Source organism: Caulobacter sp. P1_B12_2, from assembly GCF_056406675.1.
Map to the genome: position 1 here is coordinate 1 of NZ_JBFTZS010000760.1, position 1,157 is coordinate 1,157.

General features: G+C 74.8%; 1 protein-coding gene and 1 pseudogene. Both read right to left on the bottom strand.

The annotated features are described in order from the left end of the window. Positions 1-540: pseudogene (locus tag AC1DZ6_RS25555) on the bottom strand (amino acid ABC transporter ATP-binding/permease protein); the annotation flags it as partial. Beyond that, positions 537-1,157 (bottom strand): ATP-binding cassette domain-containing protein (locus AC1DZ6_RS25560; protein WP_477099885.1); only part of this gene is annotated, 621 nt, incomplete at its 5' end. The gene AC1DZ6_RS25560 and the pseudogene AC1DZ6_RS25555, both read right to left, overlap by 4 nt.

Here is a 1,157-nt window from a genome sequence, read left to right on the forward strand (position 1 = left end):
GCCCAGCACGGTCGCGGCGACGGCCGACGCCACGACAAGTGCGCTCGCCCAGCCGGCGGGGGCGGTCATGGCCATACCGGCGGCGACGGCGGCGCCCGCGCCCCAGGGGGCGGAAAGGCGGATCAGCCGGGTCTCGACCGCATCGACGTCCTGCACCAGTCGGGCCGAGGCCTCGCCGCGCGATAGGGCCAGGGCCTGGGCGGGCGGGGCGGCGGCCAGGGACGCGTAGAGGGTGGGGCGGATGGCGGCCAGGGCCTTGAGCGCGGCGATGTGGCCGCTCAGGCGCTCCAGATAGCGGAAGGCGGTGCGCAGAATGGCCAGCAGGCGGATGCCGGCGCTGGGCAGCAGCACGTTGAAGGCCTGGGCCGAGGCCAATCCCGCAAGGCCGGCGATCGCCGCCCCGGTCAGGAACCAGCCCGACAGGCCCAGCAGCAGCACCGCTCCGGCCCCGACCACGGCGGCCGAGATCGCGGCGAGGCGCAGGCCGTCGGCGTGACGTTTCCGCTGTTCTCGGATCAGGGCGGCGAGGGGGCCGCTCACAGGCGCACCACGCGGTTTGCCAAGGCGGCGACGACTTCCGAATGGGTGGCGATCAGCGTCGTGCGGCCCTTGGCGGCGGTCCGGAGGATCGGCAGCAGGGCCTGCTCCGAGGCGGCGTCGAGGTCGGCGGTCGGCTCGTCCAGCAGCAGGATCGGGGCGGGCTTGAGCATGGCCCGGGCCAGGCCCAGCCGCCGCCGCTCGCCGCCGGAAAGGCCGGCGCCGCGCTCGTCGAGCCGAGTGTCCAGACCGCCTCGGCCGTCAAGCACGGCGTCCAGGCCGACGGCCCGGGCGGCGTGCTCGAGCGCGTCCCCCGTCGCGCCCGGATGGGCCAGCGCCAGATTGTCGGCCAGGGTTCCCGGCAGCACCACGGGGGCCTGGCCGGCCCAGGCGACCGACGCCGCGATCGAGCCCAGATGTGACAGGCGGTGATCGCCGATCGACACCTCGCCGCCGCTCAACGGCGCCAGGCCCAACAGCAGGTTCAGCAGGGTGGTCTTGCCGCTGCCGCTGGGACCCAGCAGGGCGACGATCTCGCCCGGTTCGACCTCGAGGTCGAAGCCGTCGAACACCGGCGCCTCGCCGACGTCGTAGATCACGGTCACCGCCTGGAAGCGGAT